Annotated in this window: 16 protein-coding genes; 11 read left to right on the plus strand and 5 right to left on the minus strand. The window is 72.3% G+C overall.

All coding sequences use genetic code 11. The features are described from left to right. Nucleotides 1–18 precede the first annotated feature (18 nt). Genes ACFY2B_RS16170 through ACFY2B_RS16200 form a run of 7 tightly spaced genes read left to right on the plus strand, consistent with a single transcriptional unit; the run spans nucleotide 19 to nucleotide 6,336 of the window. Nucleotides 19–969, plus strand: coding sequence for a glycosyltransferase family 2 protein (locus tag ACFY2B_RS16170; protein WP_390763754.1), 951 nt, complete (start codon nucleotides 19–21; stop codon nucleotides 967–969). After that, a complete protein-coding gene (locus tag ACFY2B_RS16175) occupies nucleotides 969–1,427 on the plus strand; it encodes a GtrA family protein (RefSeq protein WP_390763755.1) in 459 nt (152 codons plus the stop codon). The genes ACFY2B_RS16170 and ACFY2B_RS16175 overlap by 1 nt, the downstream gene beginning before the upstream one ends. Nucleotides 1,428–1,481: 54 nt before the next feature. After that, on the plus strand, nucleotides 1,482–2,510 hold the full coding sequence (gene argC / locus ACFY2B_RS16180; protein WP_390763756.1) for an N-acetyl-gamma-glutamyl-phosphate reductase: 1,029 nt from the start codon (nucleotides 1,482–1,484) through the stop codon (nucleotides 2,508–2,510). Then, on the plus strand, nucleotides 2,507–3,658 hold the full coding sequence (gene argJ, locus ACFY2B_RS16185) for a bifunctional glutamate N-acetyltransferase/amino-acid acetyltransferase ArgJ (RefSeq protein WP_390763757.1): 1,152 nt from the start codon (nucleotides 2,507–2,509) through the stop codon (nucleotides 3,656–3,658). The genes argC and argJ overlap by 4 nt, the downstream gene beginning before the upstream one ends. Then, on the plus strand, nucleotides 3,655–4,569 hold the full coding sequence (gene argB / locus ACFY2B_RS16190; protein WP_390763758.1) for an acetylglutamate kinase: 915 nt from the start codon (nucleotides 3,655–3,657) through the stop codon (nucleotides 4,567–4,569). The genes argJ and argB overlap by 4 nt, the downstream gene beginning before the upstream one ends. Further along, complete coding sequence (locus ACFY2B_RS16195) at nucleotides 4,566–5,765, plus strand: acetylornithine transaminase (RefSeq protein ID WP_390763759.1); 1,200 nt, start codon at nucleotides 4,566–4,568, stop codon at nucleotides 5,763–5,765. The genes argB and ACFY2B_RS16195 overlap by 4 nt, the downstream gene beginning before the upstream one ends. A gap of 7 nt (nucleotides 5,766–5,772) precedes the next feature. Next, on the plus strand, nucleotides 5,773–6,336 hold the full coding sequence (locus tag ACFY2B_RS16200) for an arginine repressor (protein WP_390763760.1): 564 nt from the start codon (nucleotides 5,773–5,775) through the stop codon (nucleotides 6,334–6,336). 39 nt (nucleotides 6,337–6,375) lie between these two features. Here the strand turns inward: ACFY2B_RS16200 and ACFY2B_RS16205 are convergent, their stop codons facing one another. From ACFY2B_RS16205 to ACFY2B_RS16215, 3 genes are all read right to left on the minus strand, one after another. Continuing rightward, the gene (locus tag ACFY2B_RS16205) at nucleotides 6,376–7,176 is read right to left on the minus strand and encodes an FAD:protein FMN transferase (protein WP_390763761.1); all 801 of its coding nucleotides are present in this window, start codon (nucleotides 7,174–7,176) and stop codon (nucleotides 6,376–6,378) included. Then, complete coding sequence (locus ACFY2B_RS16210) at nucleotides 7,169–7,651, minus strand: FMN-binding protein (protein WP_390763762.1); 483 nt, start codon at nucleotides 7,649–7,651, stop codon at nucleotides 7,169–7,171. Before ACFY2B_RS16210 ends, ACFY2B_RS16205 begins: the two co-directional genes overlap by 8 nt. Before the next feature lie 107 nt (nucleotides 7,652–7,758). After that, a complete protein-coding gene (locus tag ACFY2B_RS16215) occupies nucleotides 7,759–9,111 on the minus strand; it encodes a ferric reductase-like transmembrane domain-containing protein (protein WP_390763763.1) in 1,353 nt (450 codons plus the stop codon). 171 nt (nucleotides 9,112–9,282) lie between these two features. Between ACFY2B_RS16215 and ACFY2B_RS16220 the strand changes: the two genes are divergently transcribed. Both ACFY2B_RS16220 and ACFY2B_RS16225 read left to right on the plus strand, forming a co-directional pair. Next, nucleotides 9,283–10,023 (plus strand): response regulator transcription factor, encoded by a 741-nt coding sequence (locus ACFY2B_RS16220; protein WP_376525168.1) that lies wholly within the window; start codon nucleotides 9,283–9,285, stop codon nucleotides 10,021–10,023. Between the two features lie 17 nt (nucleotides 10,024–10,040). After that, nucleotides 10,041–11,792 (plus strand): sensor histidine kinase, encoded by a 1,752-nt coding sequence (locus ACFY2B_RS16225; RefSeq protein ID WP_390763764.1) that lies wholly within the window; start codon nucleotides 10,041–10,043, stop codon nucleotides 11,790–11,792. A gap of 69 nt (nucleotides 11,793–11,861) precedes the next feature. On the opposite strand, the gene ACFY2B_RS16230 is transcribed toward ACFY2B_RS16225, so the two are convergent. Further along, nucleotides 11,862–12,578: a L,D-transpeptidase gene (locus ACFY2B_RS16230; protein WP_390763765.1), complete on the minus strand. Its 717-nt coding sequence runs from the start codon at nucleotides 12,576–12,578 to the stop codon at nucleotides 11,862–11,864. A gap of 3 nt (nucleotides 12,579–12,581) precedes the next feature. Continuing rightward, nucleotides 12,582–13,169 carry a pyridoxamine 5'-phosphate oxidase family protein gene (locus tag ACFY2B_RS16235; protein ID WP_390763766.1) on the minus strand — a complete coding sequence of 196 codons (588 nt, stop codon included), beginning with the start codon at nucleotides 13,167–13,169 and terminating at the stop codon, nucleotides 12,582–12,584. 249 nt (nucleotides 13,170–13,418) lie between these two features. Between ACFY2B_RS16235 and ACFY2B_RS16240 the strand changes: the two genes are divergently transcribed. Together ACFY2B_RS16240 and argH are read left to right on the plus strand one after the other, a co-directional pair. Further along, nucleotides 13,419–14,612, plus strand: a complete 1,194-nt coding sequence (locus ACFY2B_RS16240; protein WP_390763767.1) for an argininosuccinate synthase — start codon at nucleotides 13,419–13,421, stop codon at nucleotides 14,610–14,612. A gap of 115 nt (nucleotides 14,613–14,727) precedes the next feature. Then, nucleotides 14,728–16,161, plus strand: coding sequence for an argininosuccinate lyase (argH, locus tag ACFY2B_RS16245; RefSeq protein WP_390763768.1), 1,434 nt, complete (start codon nucleotides 14,728–14,730; stop codon nucleotides 16,159–16,161). The last annotated feature ends 60 nt before the right edge of the window (nucleotides 16,162–16,221 follow it).

Consider the following 16,221-nt stretch of genomic DNA (forward strand, 5'->3'; position numbering starts at 1 on the left):
ACCAGGGGGAAAGAACCCATGCTCATCTCGATCGTCGCGCCCTGCTACAACGAGGAGGACGTCCTCGGACGCTTCCACGAGGCGGTCCAGAAGATCGCGGAGGAACTGCTGCCGCTCGGCCACGACATGGAGTTCGTGTACGTCGACGACGGCAGCCGCGACCGCACGCTCACCGTCCTGAAGGAACTGGCCGACCTGGACGCCCGGGTGCGCTACGTCTCCTTCAGCCGCAACTTCGGCAAGGAGTCGGCGCTGCTCGCCGGTCTGCGGCACGCCACCGGGGACTGCGTGATCGTCATGGACGCCGACCTCCAGCACCCGCCGGAGCTGATCAAGCGCATGGTGGAGCTGCGCGGCCAGGGCTACGACCAGGTCATAGCCAGGCGGACCCGAGCCGGTGACCGGTTCACCCGCACCTTCACCGCCCGCCTGTACTACCGGCTGATCAACCGGCTCGTCGACGTGGAACTCGTCGACGGCGTCGGCGACTTCCGGCTGATGTCCCGGCGTGTGGTGGACGCGGTGCTGGACCTCACCGAGTACAACCGCTTCTCCAAGGGCCTGTTCGCCTGGGTGGGCTTCCCCAGCACCACCTTCGAGTACGAGAACGCGCTGCGCGAGCACGGCCGCAGCTCCTGGACGCTGCGCAGCCTGCTCAACTACGGTCTCGACGGCCTGCTGTCCTTCAACAACCGTCCGCTGCGGGCCGCTCTCTACCTCGGGCTTGGCCTGGTGCTGCTGGCGGGTGTATACACGGCGTGGATCGTGGGCTCCGCGCTCGTCAACGGCGTGACCGCACCCGGCTACGTCACCACGATCACCGCCGTGACCGCCCTCGCCGGAGTACAGATGATCATGCTCGGGGTCATCGGTGAGTACATCGGCCGGATCTACTACGAGGTCAAGCGGCGCCCGCACTTCCTGGTGAAGGCGACCAACGTGGAACGGACGAAAGACCTCATCCCCTGATGCGTACCGCGACGACCCGCCGCACGCCCCGTCCGGCGCCCCGGCCCGGAACCGGCACCGCCGCCCGGCCGCTGCCGCGGCAGATCATCACCTTCGCCGCCGTCGGCGTCGTGAACACGGGCACGTACTACGGCCTCTATTTGCTGTTCCTCATGCGTCTGCCCTACCTCTTCGCCCATGTGCTGGCATTCCTGCTCAGCATGGTCGGGTCCTTTTTCCTCAATGCCCGCTTCACCTATCGGACGCGGCCGACCTGGCGGAAATTCCTGCTGTTCCCGCTGACCAATGCCACGAATTTCGTGATCACCACGGTAGGTGTGTACGTGATCGTCGACGTGCTGCACGCGGGCAGCCGGTTCGCGCCCCTGCTCGCCTCCATGGCGGCGATTCCGGTGACCTTCGTGGTCTCCCGCTGGGTCATGATGCCGCGGGCGTCCGAGGGCGACGCCCCTGCATAGGATTGCATAAACGTGCAACGAAACGTATAGTCATGCCATCCAGAGGAGGGTGACATGACGGTACGTGCGGCGGTGGCCGGAGCGAGCGGGTATGCGGGCGGAGAGGTCCTGCGGCTGCTCCTGGCGCACCCCGAGGTCGAGATCGGTGCCCTGACCGCCAACACCAGCGCGGGCCAGCGGCTCGGCGCGCTCCAGCCGCACCTGCTGCCGCTGGCCGACCGGGTGCTGACGGCGACCACCCCGGCGGCCCTGGCCGGACACGACGTGGTGTTCCTGGCCCTGCCCCACGGCCAGTCCGCCGCCGTCGCCGAGCAACTGGGACCCGACGTCCTCGTCGTCGACATGGGCGCCGACTTCCGGCTGCACGACCCCGCCGACTGGGAACGGTTCTACGGCTCCGAACACGCCGGCACCTGGCCCTACGGACTGCCCGAACTGCCGGGTGCCCGCGCCGCGCTCACCGGGTCCAAGCGGATCGCGGTGCCCGGCTGCTACCCGACCGCCGTCTCCCTCGCCCTCTTCCCCGCGTACACGGCGGGCCTCGCCGAGCCCGAGGCCGTGATCGTCGCCGCCTCCGGCACCTCCGGCGCGGGCCGGACCCCCAAGCCGCACCTGCTGGGCAGCGAGGTCATGGGGTCCATGTCGCCGTACGGCGTCGGGGGCGGCCACCGGCACACGCCCGAGATGATCCAGAACCTCAGCGCCGCGGCGGGCGAGCGGGTCGCCGTCTCCTTCACGCCGACCCTCGCGCCGATGCCCCGCGGCATCCTCGCCACGTGCAGCGCGAAGGCGCACGAAGGGGTCACCGCCGAGTCGGTGCGCTCCGTCTACGAGAAGGCATTCGCCGACGAGCCCTTCGTCCACCTGCTGCCCGCGGGACAGTGGCCGGCCACCGCGTCCGTCCACGGTTCCAACGCCGTTCAGGTACAGGTCGCGTACGACGCCGCCGTGGGACGCATCATCGCGATCAGCGCCATCGACAATCTGACCAAGGGCACCGCGGGCGGTGCCGTCCAGAGCATGAACATCGCCCTGGGGCTCGACGAGACCACGGGGCTTTCCACGATCGGAGTCGCACCGTGAGTGTCACGGCAGCCAAAGGATTCACGGCGGCGGGTGTCGCCGCCGGGATCAAGGAGAACGGCAACCCGGACCTGGCCCTCGTGGTCAACGACGGGCCCCGCCGCTCTGCCGCGGGCGTCTTCACCTCCAACCGCGTGAAGGCCGCACCGGTGCTCTGGTCCGAGCAGGTCCTCAGGAGCGGCCAGGTGTCGGCCGTCGTCCTCAATTCCGGTGGCGCCAACGCCTGCACCGGTCCCCAGGGCTTCCAGGACACGCACGCCACCGCCGAGAAGACGGCCGAGGTCCTCGGCCGGGGCGCCGTCGAGGTGGCGGTCTGCTCCACCGGGCTGATCGGCGAACTCCTGCCCATGGACAAGGTCCTGCCGGGCGTCGAGGCCGCCGCCGCCCAGCTGTCCGAGCACGGCGGCGAGAAGGCCGCCATCGCCATCAAGACCACCGACACCGTGCACAAGACGGCCGTCGTCACCCAGGGAGGGTGGACCGTCGGCGGCATGGCCAAGGGCGCCGGCATGCTCGCCCCCGGCCTCGCCACCATGCTGGTCGTCCTCACCACCGACGCCGACGCCGACGCCGAGACCCTGGACCGCGCGCTGCGCGCCGCCACCCGGGTCACCTTCGACCGGGTCGACTCCGACGGCTGCATGTCCACCAACGACACCGTGCTGCTGCTCGCCTCCGGCGCTTCCGGCGTCACCCCCGGGTACGCGGAGTTCGCCGAGGCCGTACGGCAGGTCTGCGACGACCTCGGCCGGCAGCTCATCCGGGACGCCGAGGGCGCGAGCAAGGACATCAAGGTCGAGGTGGTGGGTGCCGCGACCGAGGACGACGCCGTCGAGGTGGGCCGTTCCATCGCCCGCAACAACCTCCTGAAGTGCGCCCTCCACGGCGAGGACCCCAACTGGGGCCGCGTCCTGTCCGCCATCGGCACGACGGCCGCCGCCTTCGAGCCCGACCGGCTGAACGTCGCCATCAACGGCGTATGGGTGTGCAAGAACGGCGGCGTCGGCGAGGACCGCGACCTGGTCGACATGCGCTACCGCGAGGTGCACATCGTCGCCGACCTGTCGGCCGGCACCGAGACCGCCACCATCTGGACCAACGACCTGACCGCCGACTACGTCCACGAGAACAGCGCCTACAGCTCATGAGCACCGGAAGCAACCGCAAACACAGTGCGCTGCCCAAGGCACGGATCCTCGTCGAGGCACTGCCCTGGCTGACCCGGCACCATGGAAAGACCATCGTCGTCAAGTTCGGCGGGCACGCCATGGTGAACGAGGAGCTGAAGGCCGCGTTCGCCCAGGACGTGGTCTTCCTGCGGCACGCCGGCCTCCGGCCGGTCGTGGTGCACGGCGGCGGCCCGCAGATCAGCGCGGCGCTCGACCAGCACGGCATCGCCAGCGAGTTCAAGGCGGGCCTGAGGGTCACCACCGAGGAGGCCATGGACGTCGTCCGCATGGTGCTCGCCGGGCAGGTGCAGCGCGAACTGGTGGGGCTGCTCAACCAGCACGGGCCGCTCGCCGTGGGACTCACCGGCGAGGACGCGCACACCATCACCGCCACCAAGCACTGGCCGGAGATCGACGGCGAACGCATCGACATCGGACGGGTGGGCGAGATCACCGCGATCGACACGGGCGCGATCGAGGCCCTGCTCGCTGACGGCCGGATCCCGGTGGTCTCCTCCATCGCCCGCAGCCAGGACGACGGGCACGTCTACAACGTCAACGCCGACACGGTGGCCGCGGCGCTCGCCGCGGCACTGGGCGCCGAAACCCTCATGGTCCTCACGGACGTCGAGGGACTGTACGAGGACTGGCCGAACTCCGACGAGGTGATCAGCCGCCTCACCGCTTCCCAACTGGAGAAGCTGCTGCCGGAACTCTCCGCCGGCATGGTGCCGAAGATGGAGGGCTGTCTGCACGCCGTACGAGGCGGTGTGCGCACCGCCCGTGTCATCGACGGCCGGGTCCAGCACGCGATCCTGCTGGAGATCTTCACCGACGAGGGCATCGGCACCATGGTCGTGCCCGACGAGCAGGAGGGGGACGCCTCATGACGGGCAACCAGGAACTGACCGCGCGGTGGCAGGGCGCGCTCATGAACAACTACGGCACGCCGCGGCTGCCGTTGGTGCGCGGCGCCGGCGCCAAGCTGTGGGACGCCGACGGCAAGGAGTACCTGGACTTCGTCGGCGGCATCGCGGTCAACGCGCTCGGCCACGCCCACCCGGCCGTCGTCGAGGCGGTGAGCCGGCAGATCGCCTCCCTCGGCCATGTCTCCAACCTGTTCATCGCCGAGCCGCCCGTCGCCCTCGCCGAACGGCTCCTGCACCTCTTCGGCCGCGACGGCAAGGTGTACTTCTGCAACTCCGGCGCCGAGGCCAACGAAGGCGCGTTCAAGATCGGCCGGCGCACCGGACGGACCCATATGGTCGCCACCGACGGCGGCTTCCACGGCCGGACGATGGGCGCCCTCGCCCTCACCGGCCAGCCCGGCAAGCAGGACCCGTTCCGGCCGCTGCCCGGCGACGTCACCCATGTGCCCTACGGCGATGCGCAGGCACTGGCCGCCGCGGTCACCGAGGAGACCGCCCTCGTCGTCATCGAACCGATCCAGGGCGAGAACGGCGTCGTGGTCCCGCCCGCCGGGTATCTGAAGGCCGCCCGCGCGATCACCGCGGCCACCGGCGCGCTGCTGGTCCTGGACGAGGTGCAGACCGGTGTCGGCCGCACCGGGAACTGGTTCGAGTACCAGGCCCACGAAGGCGTGCTGCCGGACGTCGTCACCCTCGCCAAGGGACTCGGCGGCGGGCTGCCGCTGGGCGCCACCGTCGCCTTCGGCCGCGCCGCCGACCTGCTCGGGCCCGGCCAGCACGGCACGACCTTCGGCGGCAACCCGGTGGCCTGCGCCGCCGGGCTCGCCGTCCTCGACACCATCGCGAACGACGGGTTGCTGGAGAACGTCAAGCGGCAGAGCGAGCGGTTGCGGGACGGGATCGAGGCGCTCGGCCACCCGTTGATCGCCCACGTCCGGGGGGCCGGACTGCTCCTGGGTATCGTGCTCACCGAGCCGCTCGCGCCCCAGGTCCAGCAGGCGGCTCAGGAGGCCGGTCTCCTGGTGAACGCGCCCGTCCCCGACATTGTGCGGCTGATGCCGCCGCTGATCGTCGGTGACGAGGAGGTGCAGGCGTTCCTCCGGGTGCTTCCCGGCATCCTCGACGCAGTGGGCGGGGACGGACGATCCGGAGAATGAGACGACGATGAGTCAGGAGCAGGACCACGGGCAGGACCAGGGGCGGGACACCGAGCAGGCCGCCGGGCCCGCCGTGCCACAGACCCGCACCGCACGCCACCGCCGGATCGTGGACATCCTCAACCGGCAGCCGGTGCGGTCGCAGAGCCAGTTGGCGAAGCTCCTGTCCGACGACGGGCTGAGCGTCACCCAGGCGACGCTCTCCCGGGACCTGGACGAGCTGAACGCGGTGAAGATCCGCAACACCGACGGCGACCTGATCTACGCGGTGCCGAGCGAGGGCGGGTTCCGCACGCCCCGCGCGCCGCTCGGGGGGTCGGCGAAGGAGGAGCGGATGCGGCGCCTGTCCCAGGAGCTGCTGATCTCCGCTGAGGCATCGGCCAACCTCGTGGTCCTGCGGACCCCTCCGGGGGCCGCGCAGTTCCTCGCGTCCGCCATCGACCAGGCCGAACTGCACGACATCCTCGGGACGATCGCGGGCGACGACACGGTGCTGCTGATCAGCCGGGAGCCGACCGGGGGACAGGCCCTCGCGGGGCACTTGCTGCGGTTGGCGCAGAACGGGCACTGAGGTTTTCGGGCGGGGCGATGCCCTGGCCGATCCTCGTTGTCAGTCGAGGTGTGCTGCCAGACCCTCCGTGCGGTGTGCCTCCCCGTCGGCCGTGATCAGCAGGGCCTCCACCCGCGGGAGGGATGCGAGCCACGGCAGAGCGGCCCGGGAGCCCATTGCGAAGGCCGCGGTGGCCCAGCAGTCCGCCCAGGTCAGACGGGGGGCCACCACGGTCACCGCCACCAGGTCGGTCACCGCGGGCTCTCCGGTCCGCGGATCGGTGATGTGCGCCCCGCGCTCCGCCGTCCCGGAGGTCGCCACCGCCAGCCGGTCCGCCCCGGCGGCGGACACGACCGCCGCAAGTCCGCCCGGCCGCAGTGGATCGGCCACCCCGACCCGCCAGGGCCGGTGCGGTGCGGGCGTGCCGAAGACCTGGACGTCCCCGCCGCCGTTCACGCTCACCCCGTGCACACCGGCCGCGGCGATCCGCCGCGCGGCCCGTTCGGCGGCCCAGCCCTTGACGATCCCGGTCGGATCGAGCGGTCCCCGGTACGTCGGGCTGAACCACCCCGCGCTCAACCGCTCCGCCTCGGCCGCCAGTTCCAGCACCTCGGCGACCTCGGGAGCACACTCGGCCACGGCCAGCTCGGCCCGGGCCAGCCGGGAGATCTGGCTGTCCTCGCGGTACGTGCTGAACACCGCGTCGACTTGATGCAGCCCGGCGACCGCCTCGCCCAGGGCCGCCCGTACCGCACCGGGCCGCCCGCCGCGGACGTCGAAGGAGAAGACCGTGCCCATGACCTCCTCCGCGTGCCGTACCGCGGCGGGAGCCTGTGCCGGTCCCTCCGCCGGGTCAGCCATCGGCCCTGTCCAGCGCCGACTGGAGGGACTGCCGGTAGCCGTCGCTGGTGTAGGTCGCGCCCGAGACGGTGTCGATCTGCGCGCTCTGCGCGGCCAGCGCCTCCTGCCGCAGCTGGGGCAGGGCGTCGGCGCTGATCTGCGCGTCGCGCGGGCTCTCCTGCGGGTACACGACGGCCGTGACGTCGGTGAGCCGGCCGCCCCGCACGACGACACGCACCTGGACCGGGCCGTAGCGGGTCTGCGCCGTGTCACCGGTGACGGTCCTGCCGCCGGTGGCCGGAGCCGTCGCCGACCCGCTCGCGCCGCCCGACGGCACGGGCGCCGGGGGCGCCGGGGCGCCTGCCACCGGGGCACCGGCCGCCACCGGGTGGTTCGAGTGCGGCTTCAGGGCCAGCAGCAGCACCGTGCCGCACACGGTCGCCACGCTCGCCAGCACCACGCGGCGCAGCGGCCAGGTCCTCCTCAGCCCGTGCACGGCGGCCTCACCGCACCTGGGGCGCGCACGGTCCCCATGACTCCGGGTGCCCTCGTGTCGCTCACTGTCCTCCCACTCCTCTCACGCACTCCCCTCACGCACTCTTCTCACAGCTCGAACGACTCGTGATGGATACGCCGGTCCGGCACCCCCGCGGCACGCAGTTGCGCGTACACGTCCTCGGCGAAGCCCTGTGGACCGCACAGGTACACGTCGTGCCCGGCGAGCCCCGGATACGCGGTGCGCAGCGCGTCCGCGGTCAGTCCGGGGCGGGCGCCGTCGGCCCCGTTCAGCGCGTAGTGCACCGTCGCCCCGCGCCACCGTGCGATGGCCTCCAGCTCGCCGCCCAGGGCGAGGTCCTCGGCCGTGCGCGCCCGGTAGAGCAGCGTGACCTCACCGGGCAGCGTCTCGAACAGCGCCCGCAGCGGGGTGATGCCGACGCCGCCGGCGATCAGCAGCGACCGGTGCGCGGTGCGCCGGTCCGCGGTCAGGGAGCCGTACGGACCCTCCGCCCACACCCGGGTGCCCGGACGCAGCCGCCGTACCGCGCCGCTGTGCCCGCCCAGCGCCTTGACCGTGACCCGCAGCAGGTCCGGGCGCGGCGGCGCCGACAGGGAGTACGGCGTCGACGTCCAGCCCAGACCGGCGCCGAGGAACCGCCAGCGCAGGAACTGGCCGGGCCGTGCGCCCAGTTCGTCCAGCCGCCGGCCGCGGACGACGACGGAGTACACACCCGGTGCCTCCTTGTGCACCGACTCCACCCGCAGCCGGTGCCGCAGGTTGAGCCGGACCGGGGTGAGGATCCGGTACCACCCCACCAGCGCGGCCACCCCCAGGTAGAGCACGTACCAGGCGGCGGCCGCCGCCGGCCTGCCGATGAACGCGTCGCCCAGCGTCAGCTGGTGGAAGAAGGCGAGGAAGACGGCGGCGTACGTCAGCAGGTGCGTGTAGTACCAGAACTCGTATCCGGTGCGGCGGCGCACGGCACGGGCCGAGACGACACCCACCGCGCACAGCAGCACCCCGCCGGTGGTCGCCTTCAGCATGTCCGGGTAGTCGAGGACGACGCCGACCGCCTCCTTGACCAGGGAGGCGTGGTCCTGCGCGGCGTACCCGGCCAGGACCAGCACGATGTGCGCGACCAGCAGACAGACCGTGTACCGGCCCGCCATCGCGTGCCAGCGCGCCACCCGGTCCGAGCCGACCCGCACCTCAAGGAACGGCACCCGCGCCATCAGCCCTACCAGCACCGCGCAGGTGTAACCGCACAGCAGTCCGGCGATCCGCCCGCCTCCGGTGAGCCAGCCCGCCGCGCCGATGACCGAGCCCGTGCCCGACCACCACAGGGCGAGCACGGCCGCCGCGCCGGCCCACAGCGGCACCAGGACCCGGACCGCGGGGGAGCGCCGGTGAGCGGGCGGAGCCGGCCGTGCCGTCCGCCGCTCGTGCACCGCTGCCATGCTGCGTCCTCTCGTCCGCGGGGCCGAGCGTGCTCTCCCGCCGGGGCCGTCACTATGCCGCCCGAACCTCTGAGCCTGCTGAGAGCCGGGCCGCGACCGGTGGACTCAGAGGAAACTCAGAGCTTCACCGGTTTCCGCCGCCGCGCGGCACCGGCGATGCTGGAGGGCGAGATGAACACCACCCGCTCCGGCCGCCCCGCCCTGACCCGTCCCGACGGCACACCCCTGCGTGTCCTCGTCGTCGACGACGACCCCGATCTCGCAGAGGTGCTCACCGGCGCGCTGCGCTACGAGGGCTGGCAGGTCCGCGCGGCCGGCGACGGCGCCTCGGCGCTCGCGGCGGCCCGCGACCTCGGGCCGGACGCGGTCGTCCTCGACGTGCTGCTCCCGGACACCGACGGCTTCGCCGTGCTGCGCGGGCTGCACGAGGTGAAGCCCGACGTCTGTGTGCTCTTCCTCACCGCGCGGGACGCCGTGGAGGACCGCATCGCCGGGATCACCGCGGGCGGCGACGACTACGTCACCAAGCCGTTCAGCCTGGAGGAGGTCGTCGCCCGGCTGCGCGGAGTGCTGCGCCGCGCGGGCATGGCCCGGCAGCAGGAGGAGGGCCCGCGCCTGACCGTGGGCGACCTGGTGATGGACGAGGAGGCCCGCGAGGTGACCCGGGCCGGTGAACTGATCGAACTGTCCCCGACCGAGTTCGAACTGCTCCGCTTCCTGATGCGCAACCCGCGCCGGGTGCTCAGCAAGGCGCAGATCCTCGACCGGGTGTGGTCCTACGACTTCGGCGGTCAGGCCCATGTGGTCGAGCTGTACATCTCGTACCTGCGCAAGAAGATCGACGCGGGCCGCGCGCCCATGATCCACACCGTGCGCGGTGCGGGCTATCTGATCAAGCCGGCGCTGCCGTGAGGCCCATCGCGCGGGGCGTGGCACGCGGGCTGCGGCGGCTGTCGTGGCCGCGCACCCTGCGGGCACGGCTCAGCGCCGGACTCGTGGTGCTGCTCGCCGTGAGCTGCGCCGCCGTGGGGGTGGCCGCGGTCGTCGAACTGGACGGCTTTCTCACCCGCCGCCTCGATCAGCAGCTGACCGATGTCGGGAGCCGGCTCCCGGCCAGCCTGGAGCATCAGGGCCTGGCGCGCGACGACCACGACGGCGACGAGTACGGCGACACCCGGCGCCAGGCGACCGGCACCTTCGGCGCCCGCCTGGTCGACGGCCACGTCACCAACGCGGCCGTCGTGACCTCCGGCAGCGCCACCGCCAACCTGCGCCCGGTCGTCCTGTCCGGCGCGGACCAGGCGCGGCTCGCGGCCCTGCCCCTGGACAGCCGGGCCCGCACCGTCGACCTCGGCTCCCTGCACGCCGCCTACCGGGTCGCCGCCTGCTCGGGCCAGGACGGCGACGTACTGGTCACCGGGCTGCCGATGGAACCGTTGCAGTCCGCCGTGCACCGGCTCGAACTGGCCGCCGGGATCGTCTTCGGCGGTGCCCTGGTGATCACCGGCGTGGCCGGCGCCCTGTGGGTGCGCTGGTCGCTGCGGCCGCTGACCCGGGTCGCCGCTACCGCCACCCGGGTCAGCGAGCTGCCGCTGGCCAGCGGTGAGGTCGCCCTGCCCGCGCGGGCCCCGCAGACCGACCCGCACGGCGAGGTGGGGCAGGTCGCCACCGCCTTCAACCGCATGCTGGGCCACGTCGAGAACGCGCTGACCAAGCGGCAGGCGAGCGAGGAACGGCTGCGCGGCTTCGCCGCCGACGCCAGCCACGAGCTGCGCACCCCGGTCGCCTCGGTGCGCGGCCACGCCGAACTCGCCCTGCTGCATCCGGGACCGGTGCCGCCGGAAGTGACGCGGGCGCTGGAACGGATCGCCGCCGAGTCGGCGCGCATGGGCGAGATCGTCGACGAGATGCTGCTGCTCGCCCGGCTGGACGCCGGACGGCCCCTGGAGCGCCGTCCCGTCGACCTCACCCGCCTCGTCCTGGACGCCGTCGCGGACGCCCGGGCCGCGGGCCCCGGCCACGGCTGGGCGCTGGAGCTGCCCGAGGAACCGGTGACGGTGACCGGCGACGCCCACCGCCTGCACCAGGCGCTGGCCAACCTGCTGGCCAACGCGCGGTCGCACACACCGGTCGGCACGAAGGTGACGGTGTCCCTGCGGACCGACGGTGAGACCGTCCGGCTGCACGTCCACGACACCGGGCCGGGTGTGCCCGAGGAGATCCGCCCCGGTGTCTTCGAACGTTTCACCCGCGCCGAGCACCGCCGCCGCACGGACGCCACGGGCGGCGGCGCCGGTCTCGGCCTCTCGATCGTGGCGGCCGTGACCGAGGCGCACGGCGGCAGCGTGGACCTGGAGAGCGGGCCGGGCGCCACGACGTTCACGGTACGGCTGCCTGCGGCGGGCCAGGGGGGCGCCGTGGCAGGGCCGGCTGGTGTTTCCGGTGCGGTCCGTGATGCGCCCGGGGGAGGTGGTGCCTACGCGGCTGGATCGTCCGGAGTTTTTGGTCCGGTCCGCGACGCGGCTCCCGGTCCGGTCCGTGACTCGGCGTCCTCGTCCGGTGCCCCCGGTCCGGTCCGCGACGCGGCACCGTCGTCCGATGCTCCTGACCAGGTCCCCGATTCGGCACCGCCGCCCGGTGTCCTCCGCCCGGCCCGTGATCCGGCGGACCAGCGGCGGTGAGGCATGTCCCCTCGGCCGCGCGGGCCGGCGCCGGTGCCGGTTGACCGTCGGGGACCGCGCGGGCCGGTGTCAGTACCGGGTGATCGCCGTGGCCCCGCCCGTCGTGCCGATCGCCATGTGCGGCCGGGCCGCCGGGTGGGCCCAGCGGAGGATCCGGCGCATGGCGTCGGCGGGCACCGACACACAGCCGGCGGTCGCTCCCGCCCCGTTGACGTGCAGGAAGATCCCGGCACCCCGGCCGCGCACGGGATGCCGGTAGTTGAAGCCGACGACGAGCGCGTGCGCGTACTGCGTGCCGTACGCCATCAGGTGCTCCGACTCGGCGGCGCGGCAGTCGGCCGGCCGGGGCTCGGTCCAGCGGTTGTAGGCGCGGGACGCGGTGTCCTGGCACCACCAGGAATCCTCGTGGACCCGCCGGTACCGCACGGACGTGCCGGCCGGTGCCGGCCGCACGCCGAAGGCGAACGGCAGGTCGTACAGCCCGGTCGGGGTGGTGTTCGTGCCCTGCTTGCGGGCCGTGCCCTCGACGAGTCCCCCGGCGCCGAACCGGGCCGGCGCCGACCCGGCCCGCACCCACCGGCCGCCCCGCCGCCCGCCCCGGTGGTCCCACCAGGTGACGGTGCCCGTGGTCGCGCCGGTGCGCGGCGCCTCGGCGGTGATGAGCTGGGTGCCGCCCCCGGTGTCGGCCATGCGGGCCGGCAGCGGGCGCGTCCCGGCGGTGGCGGGCGCCGCACCGAGCGCGAGGAGGGACGCGGAGACGAGGGTGGCGACGACACCTGGGCGCATGGCTCAGACGGTAGACGGCGGCAGTGGCAACGGCAGCCCGGGCAGGCCGTCCAGGCTGCTCGCCACGTGGTCCTTCCTGGTGAAGTAGGCGCTCAGTGAGGCGTCGTCCTCGCGCGCGAAGCGCCGCTCGTGCAGATCCCGGTCGGCCTCGTACGCCATGAGGGGGACCGCGTAGCCGCAGCTGTCCCGGACGAGTTCGGCGTGCACGACGATGATCGCGCGCAGGCCGTGCGGGGTCGGGTCGATGTCCGGGAAGTGCCCGAGCAGTTCCTTGAACCGCGGGTCGTCGCGGAAGACCGGTTCGCCCCGCCCGTGCACCCGGACGATGTTCGGCGGGCCCTGGAAGGCGCACCACATCAGCGTGATGCGGCCGTTCTCCCGCAGGTGGGCGACCGTCTCGGCACTCGACCCGGCGAAGTCGAGGTAGGCGACGGTGTGCGCGTCGACCACCACGAAGGAGCCCTTGAGGCCCTTGGGGGAGAGGTTCACCGTGCCCTCGCCGGAGAGGGGAGCGGTGGCGGTGAAGAAGAGGGGCTGTTCCTCGATGAACGTGCGGAGTCTGCCGTCGATGCGTTCATAAGTCTTTCCCATGTCTGCCGAGTATTGCCCCAATCCCTTCGGAGGTCGAAGAAAAATACGCGCCATCCGGCCGGGAGTGGATGGTGTGGCCGCCGCGGTTCCGGCGCACGGGGGCCCGGAGCCGGCAGCACGGTGCCCGGCATCCGCTCGCCGGTGTGCCCCGAGCCGTGCGACGCGCCACCGCTCCCCACCCGGATTGACGAATCATGCAGAGTGCTGCATACTCATGCATGTCAGCCAGTGCACTGTGAGGAGAAACCCGTGACCGAGCGCGTCGTACTCGCCTACTCAGGCGGTCTGGACACCTCTGTCGCCATCGGCTGGATCGCCGAGGAGACGGGCGCCGAGGTCATCGCCGTTGCGGTCGACGTCGGCCAGGGCGGCGAGGACCTGGACGTCATCCGCAAGCGCGCCCTCGCGTGCGGCGCCGTCGAGGCCGAGGTCGCGGACGCCAAGGACGAGTTCGCCGACGGCTACTGCCTCCCGGCGATCAAGGCCAACGCGCTGTACATGGACCGCTACCCGCTGGTGTCCGCGCTGTCCCGGCCGACGATCGTCAAGCACCTGGTGGCCGCGGCCAAGAAGCACGGCGCGACCACGGTCGCCCACGGCTGCACCGGCAAGGGCAACGACCAGGTCCGCTTCGAGGCCGGCATCGTCGCCCTCGCCCCCGACCTCAAGTGCATCGCCCCGGTCCGCGACTACGCGATGACCCGCGACAAGGCGATCGCCTTCTGCGAGCAGAAGCAGCTCCCGATCGCCACCACCAAGAAGTCCCCGTACTCCATCGACCAGAACGTCTTCGGACGCGCCGTCGAGACGGGCTTCCTGGAGGACATCTGGAACGCCCCGATCGAGGACATCTACGAGTACACCTCCAACCCGGCCGAGCCCCGCGAGGCCGACGAGGTGATCGTCACCTTCAAGGAGGGCGTCCCGGTCGCCGTCGACGGCAAGCCCGTCACCGTCCTCCAGGCCATCCAGCAGCTCAACGAGCGCGCCGGCGCCCAGGGCATCGGCCGGATCGACATGGTCGAGGACCGGCTCGTGGGCATCAAGTCCCGCGAGGTGTACGAGGCTCCGGGCGCCATCGCCCTGATCACCGCCCACCAGGAACTGGAGAACGTCACCGTCGAGCGCGAACTGGCCCGCTACAAGCGCCAGGTCGAGCAGCGCTGGGGCGAGCTGGTCTACGACGGCCAGTGGTTCTCCCCGCTCAAGCGCGCCCTGGACGGCTTCATCGACGAGGCCAACCAGTGCGTCTCCGGCGATGTCCGGATGACCCTGCACGGCGGCCGCGCGGTGGTCACCGGCCGCCGCTCCGACCAGTCGCTGTACGACTTCAACCTGGCGACCTACGACACGGGCGACTCGTTCGACCAGTCCGCCGCCCGGGGCTTCATCGACATCTACAGTCTGTCGTCGAAGATCGCGGCCAGGCGCGACCTGGCGTGACCGCCTGACGGCACCTCAGCCGCACCGGCCTGACACCCGCCTCCTCACTTGTGTCCGAGTGGGGAGGCGGCGGCACATCCACCTCTCCCACAGGTCTCTCCTAGGAGCAACGCAAGTGAGCAGCAACAGCGGTGACGTCCGGCTCTGGGGCGGCCGGTTCGCGGACGGTCCCGCCGAGGCCCTGGCGAAGCTGTCCGCGTCCGTCCACTTCGACTGGCGGCTGGCCCCCTACGACATCGCCGGTTCGCGGGCCCACGCGCGCGTACTGCACAAGGCGGGGCTCCTCACCGAGGACGAGCTGACCCGGATGACCGCCGGTCTCGACCGGCTGGAGGCGGACGTGGCGGACGGCTCCTTCGTCGGCACCGTCGCCGACGAGGACGTCCACACCGCCCTGGAACGCGGCCTGCTGGAGCGGCTCGGCCCGGACCTCGGCGGCAAGCTCCGCGCGGGCCGCTCGCGCAACGACCAGATCGCCACGCTGTTCCGGATGTACCTGCGGGACCACGCCCGGATCATCGGCGGCCTGATCGCCGGGCTCCAGGACGCGCTGATCGGCCTGGCCGAGGCCCACCCCGACGTGGCGATGCCCGGCCGCACCCACCTCCAGCACGCCCAGCCGGTGCTGTTCGCCCACCATGTCCTCGCGCACGTCCAGGCCCTGTCCCGGGACGCCGAGCGGCTGCGCCAGTGGGACGAGCGGACGGCCGTGTCGCCGTACGGCGCGGGGGCCCTGGCCGGCTCCTCGCTCGGTCTCGACCCGGAGGCGGTGGCCGCGGACCTGGGCTTCGAGCACGGCAGCGTGGGCAACTCCATCGACGGCACGGCCTCCCGCGACTTCGTGGCCGAGTTCGCCTTCATCACCGCGATGATCGGGGTCGACCTCTCCCGGATCGCGGAGGAGGTCATCATCTGGAACACGAAGGAGTTCTCCTTCGTGACGCTGCACGACGCGTTCTCCACCGGCTCGTCGATCATGCCGCAGAAGAAGAACCCGGACATCGCCGAGCTGGCCCGCGGCAAGTCCGGCCGGCTGATCGGCAACCTGACCGGCCTCCTCGCCACCCTCAAGGCGCTCCCGCTGGCCTACAACCGCGACCTCCAGGAGGACAAGGAGCCGGTCTTCGACTCCTGCGACCAGCTCGAAGTGCTGCTGCCCGCCTTCACCGGCATGATGGCCACCCTCACGGTCAACCGCGAGCGCATGCAGGAGCTGGCCCCGGCCGGTTTCTCGCTCGCCACCGACATCGCCGAGTGGCTGGTCAAGCAGGGCGTGCCCTTCCGGGTCGCGCACGAGGTGGCCGGCGAGTGCGTGAAGACCGCCGAGGCCGAGGGCAAGGAGCTGGACGAACTGACCGACGAGCAGTTCGCGAAGATCTCCGCCCACCTCACCCCCGAGGTCCGCACGGTCCTCGACGTCCCCGGCGCCCTCGCCTCCCGCGACGGCCGCGGTGGTACGGCACCGGCCGCGGTCGCCGTCCAGCTGGCCGAGGTCAAGGCGGACGTGGCGGCCCAGCACGCGTGGGCCGTCGCCAAGAACGCGAAGTGACACCGGGGCGGGCAGGCCCGCCCCGGCGCACGGCGGTTCACCGGCCCCGCGCGCGTGATC

The organism is Streptomyces sp. NPDC001270, assembly GCF_042896695.1.
Lineage (GTDB): Bacteria > Actinomycetota > Actinomycetes > Streptomycetales > Streptomycetaceae > Streptomyces.

Coding starts and splice junctions, on each gene's coding strand:
- ACFY2B_RS16205 (WP_390763761.1), bottom strand. CDS start 7,176: ATGGCTGACCCGGCGGAGGGACCGGCACAGGCTCCCGCCGCGGTACGG.
- ACFY2B_RS16200 (WP_390763760.1), top strand. CDS start 5,773: ATGAGTCAGGAGCAGGACCACGGGCAGGACCAGGGGCGGGACACCGAG.
- ACFY2B_RS16175 (WP_390763755.1), top strand. CDS start 969: ATGCGTACCGCGACGACCCGCCGCACGCCCCGTCCGGCGCCCCGGCCC.
- ACFY2B_RS16170 (WP_390763754.1), top strand. CDS start 19: ATGCTCATCTCGATCGTCGCGCCCTGCTACAACGAGGAGGACGTCCTC.
- ACFY2B_RS16215 (WP_390763763.1), bottom strand. CDS start 9,111: ATGGCAGCGGTGCACGAGCGGCGGACGGCACGGCCGGCTCCGCCCGCT.
- argC (WP_390763756.1), top strand. CDS start 1,482: ATGACGGTACGTGCGGCGGTGGCCGGAGCGAGCGGGTATGCGGGCGGA.
- argB (WP_390763758.1), top strand. CDS start 3,655: ATGAGCACCGGAAGCAACCGCAAACACAGTGCGCTGCCCAAGGCACGG.
- ACFY2B_RS16230 (WP_390763765.1), bottom strand. CDS start 12,578: ATGCGCCCAGGTGTCGTCGCCACCCTCGTCTCCGCGTCCCTCCTCGCG.
- ACFY2B_RS16195 (WP_390763759.1), top strand. CDS start 4,566: ATGACGGGCAACCAGGAACTGACCGCGCGGTGGCAGGGCGCGCTCATG.
- ACFY2B_RS16220 (WP_376525168.1), top strand. CDS start 9,283: ATGAACACCACCCGCTCCGGCCGCCCCGCCCTGACCCGTCCCGACGGC.
- ACFY2B_RS16235 (WP_390763766.1), bottom strand. CDS start 13,169: ATGGGAAAGACTTATGAACGCATCGACGGCAGACTCCGCACGTTCATC.